General features: G+C 64.4%; 5 protein-coding genes and 1 pseudogene. 5 read left to right on the top strand and 1 reads right to left on the bottom strand.

The genetic code is table 11. From position 1 onward, the window contains the following. Positions 1 to 71: 71 nt before the first annotated feature. A pseudogene (locus tag NKH12_RS29275) lies at positions 72 to 1907 on the bottom strand (glycoside hydrolase family 15 protein); the annotation flags it as partial. 202 nt (positions 1908 to 2109) lie between these two features. On the opposite strand from NKH12_RS29275, the gene NKH12_RS29270 reads away from it, so the two are divergent. The 5 genes from NKH12_RS29270 to NKH12_RS29250 form a co-directional block, all read left to right on the top strand. Further along, entirely contained in the window at positions 2110 to 3123 is a 1014-nt protein-coding gene (locus NKH12_RS29270; protein ID WP_352956311.1) for a substrate-binding domain-containing protein, read from the top strand. Positions 3124 to 3168: 45 nt separating this feature from the next. Then, a complete protein-coding gene (locus NKH12_RS29265; protein WP_352956310.1) occupies positions 3169 to 4689 on the top strand; it encodes a sugar ABC transporter ATP-binding protein in 1521 nt (506 codons plus the stop codon). A gap of 1 nt (position 4690) precedes the next feature. Further along, entirely contained in the window at positions 4691 to 5671 is a 981-nt protein-coding gene (locus NKH12_RS29260; RefSeq protein WP_352956309.1) for an ABC transporter permease, read from the top strand. Between the two features lie 3 nt (positions 5672 to 5674). Continuing rightward, on the top strand, positions 5675 to 6622 hold the full coding sequence (locus NKH12_RS29255) for an ABC transporter permease (RefSeq protein ID WP_352956308.1): 948 nt from the start codon (positions 5675 to 5677) through the stop codon (positions 6620 to 6622). A 388-nt stretch (positions 6623 to 7010) separates the two neighbouring features. Continuing rightward, positions 7011 to 7782 (top strand): enoyl-CoA hydratase/isomerase family protein (locus tag NKH12_RS29250; protein ID WP_352956307.1); only part of this gene is annotated, 772 nt, incomplete at its 3' end.

The following is a 7782-nucleotide window of genomic DNA, read 5'->3' as shown; positions in this document are numbered from 1 at the left end:
ACCGTCTGCCCCAGGTTCGCTGCTTTGGGCGTCGGGCGCGGCGCATGTGGTTAAGGGCCGGGGGCGCTCACCAGCCGCGGCGAGGGCGGGGCGTGGCCGGTTCCGTCGAAGGGCGTGCCGTCGGCATGTTCGCCATAGCCGTCGCCGATATAGCGATACCAGACGGGCCCCTGCGGCAGGTCGCAGCGCAGCCGCGCATCGATGACCTTGACGGTGTCGACGATGCGCGGATCGTCGGCGGCCCTGAGGCCGAAGCGGACGAGGGCCAGCGCATCCGGGCTGACGACCGCCTCGGCCGGCCGGTCGCTATCGCCGGGCGGCCGGTTCTTGATCGGCACATAGCCGTCCTTCGGCGACGCCGCGCCGGCGGTGTCGGGCGGCGCGATGCGGACGTAATAGCCTTCGACGCCGACTTCTTCGCAGAGTGAAGTGCCGGTGACATAGGTCCAGCGCTCAATCTGGTCGTTCCAGACATCGGCGGTTTCACGCAGATAGTTTGCCGGCTCTGCTTTGCCGCAAACGTCGAACATGTCGGCTGCGGCGAGCAGTGCTGCGATCTCGACGGCGAGCGTGAACGGACTGTAGCCGGCATCCTCCTCCCAGCGGTCTTCGCCGGTGACGGGACCGTTGCGCACAACATAGGAAGCGGCGCGCTCGATCATCGGCATGAAGGAGAGCAACGCGGCGTCTGCCAGGTGCCCTGCGCGGCGGAGCGCGTCGGCGAGCAGCAATGGAAAGGCGCATTCGTCCATCTGGATGCCTGGCCAATAGGCTGATCCGTCGAGCCAGGCGTTCTGCGGCCAATGCCCATCCGGCTGCTGGATGGAGCGGAGATAGGCGAGAATCTCAAGCGCTTGCGCCGGATCGCTGGCGGCCAGGAAGCCGCCCGCGGTTTCGACCAGATCGCGCGGCCAGACCAGATGATAGCCGCCGAGATCGTCGTCGCCCATGCTGAAGCCCCATGGGATCGACAGACTGGCGACGGCTGCACCGGATTTCGCGGAGGACCGGTGGGTCGCCAGAACCGCCGTGCTGACGCGATAGGTGTTGATCCCGGGCGCTGTACGCCGGTCCAGCGGCAGCAGGCCTGCCTGCCAGTTGCGCCATTTCTGGACATAGGATTTGGCTGCGGGCTCGAAGCCTCGCTTTAGACTGGCCGAGGCATTTTCCGCTGCCTCTTGCGGCGTCGTTCCGAAACCCAGCGCCAGCAAGGCCATTGGGTTTACAGCCGAAAAGCCGATCTCTCCGGTCAGCGCGACATTGCCGTCCTCTGCCGTGCGGCAGGCCGGGTCGAGTCGGCCGTCACGACGCAGTTGCTGCCAGCCGTCGGAGACACCGACATAGCCGGCCGAGCATGCTCCCCAAGGCAGCGACGAGGCGAGCGCCAGGCAAACGCGACGCCCGGACGCAAACAGGACAGGCTTTCCCTCGTAGTCGCCGACCCAGGCGGTGTTGCCCACGCCAGCGTTGACCAGATGCGGTGCCAGCAGCGCGTAGACGCGGTGGTCGGCAACCGTGCCACTCAGCGGCATGAAGCTGATTTCCTGCAGCAAAGCGGGACGTTCCGGGTCCGTAATAATACGCTTTTCGATCCGGTAGGTGGCATCGGCGGCGGTGTTGACCAGCCTGTAGGCGGGCACTCCATCCTCGAACGGCTCGACGCTGGGCACGGCATCCCGCTTTTCTTCCGAGAAATAGCCGCCGGGGCCGGTGACGACCAGCCCCATGTCGCGCGTGCAGGCGCTGTCGAGGCTGGGATAGTAGACCTCGTTGAGAATGCCGTGGCTGATCGTGAACCATATAGGGCAGGCCGGCGAAAGCGCGGTTCCGACGCCGCTCTTGGCGCTTGACGTCCAGCGCGCCGGAATTCCGGGTGCGCCCAGCGCATCAGTCGGCGTCGCTGCCATCTCGATTTCGGTCTCCCTGCCCCACCCCTAGACCAGGAGCCGAAGCCTTTTCAATCATGGCACCGCAAGTTGATCGTCAAACCGCTACCGATCGCTGTTGACAAGTGCGCCCATCTAAATTTGTCTGACAATATTGAAACGAGGGTCGTCATAACAGCCACCAGCAGCCAACAACGATCAGCAATCCATGGGAGGATAACACATGAAGAAGATACTCGTCTTGAGTGCCCTTGCGGCGATGCTCGCGTCAGGCAACGCGCTTGCCGACACCAGCGACAAGAAGATCGCCTTTTCCAATAATTATGCCGGCAATTCGTGGCGACAGGCGATGCTCGACAGCTATGCCATCGTCACCAGGAAGGCGGTCGCCGACGGGGTGGTCGCAGCCGCGGACATCTTCACGACGGCCGACAAGGAGGTGCCGACCCAGGCAGCCCAGGTGCAGAACCTGATCCTGCAAGGCTATGACGCCATCGTCATCAACGCCGCCTCGCCGGACGCGCTCAACGGCGCCATCAAGCAGGCCTGCGATGCCGGCATCGTCGTCGTCTCCTTCGACGGCATCGTTACCGAGCCCTGCGCTTATCGCGTGGTCGTCGACTTCAAGGACATGGGCAGGCAGGAAGTCGAGCAGATGGCTAAGTTCCATCCCGAGGGCGGCAATCTGCTGGAAATCCGCGGCCTTGCCGGCACGTCGATCGACGACGCCATCCATGCCGGGATTCTGGAAGGCGTCGCCGCTCATCCCAAGTTCAAGATCGTCGGTTCGGTGACCGGCGACTGGGATCAGACCACAGCACAGAAGGCGGTCGCGACGATCCTGCCGTCACTGCCGGAAATCGTCGGCGTCGTCGATCAGGGCGGCGACGGCTATGGCGCGGCACAGGCCTTCGCCGCGGCCGGCAAGCCGCGCCCGACGATCATCATGGGCAACCGTCAGGATGAACTGCAATGGTGGAAGGAACAGAAGGACAAGGACGGCTACCAGACCTGGTCGGCGTCCATTGCGCCAGGCGTATCGTCGCTGGCCTTCTGGGTGGCGCAGCAGGTGCTCGACGGCCGCACGGATGTGCCACATGATCTGTTGGTGCCATACCTCGCCTTCACCCAGGATACTTTCGAGGCGGAGCTGCCGAACATCCCCAAGGGTGGTGTCGCCAGCCACGAATACACGCAGGAAGACGCCATCGCGGCGATTAAAGCCAACATCAAGTGAGCGTGGCACGTTGCCAGCTGCATCGCCACCCGGATGTCGCTAGGGATGCCTAGAGGTAACGCAGACATCGTCAAACTGGACGGCGCCGAAAAACGTTTCGGCGCCGCCGATATCGACATCATCAGACTGGACGGCACCGAAAAACGTTTCGGCGCCGTCCGTGCGCTCGCTGGCGTCGATTTCAACGTCCGTGCCGGCGAATGCGTCGGTCTCGTCGGCCACAATGGCGCAGGCAAGTCCACGCTCATGCACATGGTGGCGGGCACGCTCGTGCCCGACAGCGGGCGGATCGCGGTGCGCGGCCATGTCGAGGACAATTATTCGGTGCCGCGCGCGCAACAGCTCGGCATACGCTGCGTGTTCCAGGAGCTGTCGCTGTGCCCAAATCTCAGCGTCGCCGAGAACACGCGCATCAACCATACGACGCTGCGCGGGTTCGGTTGGCGGCGCAAGGCGGCCGATCTCATTGCCGCCAAGCTCGACGAGATATTCCCGGGCCACAGCATCTCCGCCACCGATATCGCCAGCGATCTTTCCATCGGCAGGCGGCAGATGGTCGAGGTGGCGCGTGCCTTCACGGTGACGCAGGATCCGCTCGAACTGGTCATCCTCGACGAGCCGACATCCTCGCTCGACGCGCACACGGCCGGCCAGTTGCTGGCCTTCGTCCGGCGCTTTGTCGCCGGGGGCAAGAGCTGCATTCTGATCTCGCATGTTCTGGGCGAGGTGCTCGGGAATGCCGACCGCATCGTGGTGATGCGCGACGGCAAGGTCGTTGCGTCGGATGCGGCGAAGGCTTTCGATCGCGACAGGCTGGTGACGACCATGGGTGGAGCGGAAGCGCGTGAGAAAATCGCCGCCAAAATCGCGACCCAAAAGCCGGAGACCGGGCCATTGCGGGTCCGGGCCCGGCCAGCGCGGCAAGAGGACGGCAAAGAGCTCGTGGCGCATGCCGGCGAGATCATCGGCCTTGCCGGGCTGGCCGGCCATGGACAGACGGACCTGCTGCTGGCGATCTTCGCCGCCGCGGCGCGCGGCAAAACCGGCATCGAGGTCACCGCGCCGGTGGCACTGGTGGCCGGCGACCGCCAGTCCGACGGGATTTTTCCGCAATGGTCGATTGCGCAAAACATCGGCGTCCGCTCGCTGAAGCGATTGCGCAATGGCCTGCTGATCTCGCCGCAACGCGAAGCCGAACTCGCAACCTTCTGGCAAAGGAAAATCGGGATCCGCACCCCTGACATGAACAATAACATCTTCTCGCTGTCCGGCGGCAACCAGCAGAAGGTCCTGTTTGCCCGGGCGCTCGGTTCCGACGCGAAAATCGTGCTGATGGACGACCCGATGCGCGGCGTCGATATCGGCACCAAGCTCGAGGTCTACGATCTTGTGCGCGAAGAGGCTGGCCGCGGCCGCACTTTCCTCTGGTACACCACGGAAACCGAAGAGCTCGACAATTGCCACAGCATCTATGTCTTCAAGAACGGCCGGATCGTCGCTAATCTTACGCGCGACGAGCTGACGGAGGAAAAGATCATCCAGTCCTCGTTCGGCGACGCGGCCTGAGATGACGGCAGCACCCGTCGAGACCGGTCCCAAGAGTTCTTCCGAGCGCGGCGCGCTGGCGCGGGCTCGCCTGTTGCGCGGGCTGCTGCCTGCGATGTCGCTGGTGCTGGTGCTGCTGGCGATCGCCTGGCTCAACCCGCGCGCCATCAGTTATTTCGGCTTCAGCCTGATGCTCAATTTGGCGATCCCGATCGCCCTGGCGACGATCGCGCAGATGTTCGTCATTGCCGGCAACGAGCTGGACCTGTCGATCGGCACGTTCGTCGGTTTCGTCGGCTGCGTCACGGCGACATGGCTGAAGGACGCGCCGCTGGTCGGCGTCTTGATCCTGCTCGGATCGATCGGCGTCTATGCGCTGCTCGGCGCGCTGATCCATCTGCGCAATTTGCCTTCAATCGTCGTGACGCTCGGCATGAGTTTTGTCTGGCAGGGTCTGGCCATCCTCATCCTGCCGAAGCCCGGCGGCAAAGCGCCGGACTGGCTGCTGTCGCTCATGGCCTTCAAGCCGCCCTTAGTTCCCTTTCCGATCATCGCGGCGCTGCTGATCGCGGCGGTCGTCCATTTCGGGCTGATGCGCACCTCCTATGGTGTGATCCTGCGCGGATCGGGCGGCAATGCCGCGGCTCTCAGCCGTGCCGGCTGGTCGCTGCTCAAAACCAAGATCGTGCTGTTCGCGCTGGCCGGCCTGTTCGGCGTTTTGTCCGGCATGGCCCTGATCGGCATCACCACCTCGGCCGATGCCAATATCGGCAATGGCTATACGCTGCTTTCGATCGCCGGCGTCATCCTCGGCGGCGGCGAATTCGTCGGCGGCCGGGTGTCGCCGATCGGCGCGGTGATCGGCGCGTTGACACTGGCGCTTGCCGCCTCGCCGCTGCTGACCTTCATGCACATCCCGCCCGATTGGCAGGTAGCCGCCAATGGCGCCATCCTCATCATCGTGCTGGCGGCCCGGGTGCTGATCAGCCGCAGGGAGAGATGAGCGATGGCATCGTTGCGATTGCTGCTCGCCAAACCCTGGATCTGGTCCTTCATCGGCGCGCTGCTGGTTTGGCTGGCGACGATCACCTTCACTGGCGGATACGGCGGCGGCGGCATGATCACGGCGGCACTTTCGCTTGCCGTCTTCACCGTCATTGTCGGTGTCGGCCAGATGTTCATGATCACGCTCGGACCGGGCAATGTCGATTTGTCGCTGCCGGCCAATATCGGACTCGCCAGCGCCGTCGCCATGAAGGTGATGGACGGCAATGACCAGATGATCGCCGTCGGGCTGCTGGCGGCGGTGGCCTGCGGCATGGCGATCGGCGCCGCCAATTATCTCTTGATCTGGGCGCTGCGCATCCCGCCGATCATCGCCACATTGTCGGCGAGCTTCATCATCCAGTCGATCGACATCAGCTATGGCCGCGGCTTACAGATCAAACCGCCGCCGGGCTTTGCCAATTTCACCAACTGGCAGGTTCTGGGTATTCCGGTGCTGGCGATCCTCACCGTGCTGTTCACCATCGGTGCTGCGATCGCGTTGAAGCGCATGATCTATGGCCGTTCGGTGCTGGCGATCGGCCAGAACATCCGCGCCGCATGGCTGGCCGGCGTCAATGTCGGCCGCATCCGCTTCCTCACCTACACGCTGTCGGGCGCGCTCGGCGGCCTCGACGGCGCGCTGCTCGCCGGCTATTTCCGCGGCGCCAACGTCGATATCGGCAACGAGTATCTGCTGGCCTCGATCGCCGTCGTCGTCATCGGCGGCACGTCGGTGGCGGGTGGCAAGGCCAATGTGCCGGGTGTCTGGGGCGCGGCCCTGTTCCTGGTGCTGCTCTTGACCATGCTCAATACGTTCGGTGTCAGCGCCGGCGTCCGTCTGCTGCTGACAGGGCTGATCATCGTGGGTGTGATTACGGCTGCGGGTGGCCAGAAGGCGCTGCGCTAGTTCTTTCGCACAAAGGTGCCGCGACGGTGCAGAATCTTTTAATGGCGGCGGGACAGCACCCCCTCTGCCTTACCGGGCATCTCCCCCGCAAGGGGGGAGATCGGCAGCTCCAGCGCCCGTCTACTCGTATGACTTTCGAGATTGGCGAAGGCCTTGAACACGGCCAGTCTCCCCCTTGGGGGGGAGATGTCCGGCAGGACAGAGGGGGGTGGGAAGGATCGCGACGGCTCTCATTGGGGCCATCGCTGTGGCGAGACCTGATATGGCAGAGTCCCGGCGGCTGGTCACGGCGAGCCCGGAGCCTTTTCGCGAACATCGTGGTTCCCATCCGGGTATCGGCCCTGTAAATCCCTCGGCATTGTCGGCGTCATCATTGCGAGAGATTTGCGTGTCCAATTTCGTGAGCATTACAAGGGATGGCGGCGTCGCGGTTGTGACCATCGACAATCCGCCGGTCAATGCGCTGAGCTTCCATGTTCGTGAGCCGCTGATGCAGGCGCTTGTCTCCTTGCGCGACGAGCCTGATGTCGCGGCCGTCGTCATCGCCTGTGCCGGGCGGACCTTCGTCGCCGGCGCCGACATCACCGAGTTCGGCAAGCCGGTGCAGCAGCCGGATCTGCGCGCGATCATTGCCGTGTTGGAAGCCATTGCCAAGCCGACGGTCGCCGCCATCCACGGCACTGCGCTCGGCGGCGGTCTGGAACTGGCGCTTGGGTGCCATTTTCGCGTTGCCAACGCTGGGGCCAAGCTCGGCCTGCCAGAGGTCAAACTCGGCCTGCTGCCCGGCGGTGGCGGCACGGTTCGACTGCCGCGCCGCGTCGGTGCGAAGAAGGCGCTGAGCATGATCGTTTTGGGAACGCCGATCGATGCGACCGAGGCGCTCGCCGCCGGCCTGGTTGACGCCGTCTTCGACGGCGACGTTACCGCGCGGGCGGTTCGGTTCGCCAGCGAAATGACTGGCAAGGAGGGACCGTTCACGCCGGTGCGCGACCGCAATGATCGCCTCAACCGGGCCGAACTGCCTGAATTCGACAGGCAAGCGGCGGAATCCGCCAAAAAGGCGCGCGGCCTCGAAGCGCCGATCGCCTGTGCGCAGTCGGTCCGCAACGCCATCACGCTGCCGTTCGAAGAAGCGCTGTCGGCGGAACGCGAACTGTTCG

The sequence above is a fragment of the Mesorhizobium sp. M1322 genome, from assembly GCF_040318085.1.
Lineage (GTDB): Bacteria > Pseudomonadota > Alphaproteobacteria > Rhizobiales > Rhizobiaceae > Mesorhizobium.
The sequence above is the reverse complement of the archived record's forward strand: the minus strand, read 5'-3'. Positions and strand labels throughout refer to the sequence as shown.

What these genes read in the sequence shown, in the direction of transcription:
- NKH12_RS29270 (WP_352956311.1), top strand. Translation starts at nt 2,110, where the DNA reads ATGAAGAAGATACTCGTCTTGAGTGCCCTTGCGGCGATGCTCGCGTCA.
- NKH12_RS29265 (WP_352956310.1), top strand. Translation starts at nt 3,169, where the DNA reads ATGCCTAGAGGTAACGCAGACATCGTCAAACTGGACGGCGCCGAAAAA.
- NKH12_RS29260 (WP_352956309.1), top strand. Translation starts at nt 4,691, where the DNA reads ATGACGGCAGCACCCGTCGAGACCGGTCCCAAGAGTTCTTCCGAGCGC.
- NKH12_RS29255 (WP_352956308.1), top strand. Translation starts at nt 5,675, where the DNA reads ATGGCATCGTTGCGATTGCTGCTCGCCAAACCCTGGATCTGGTCCTTC.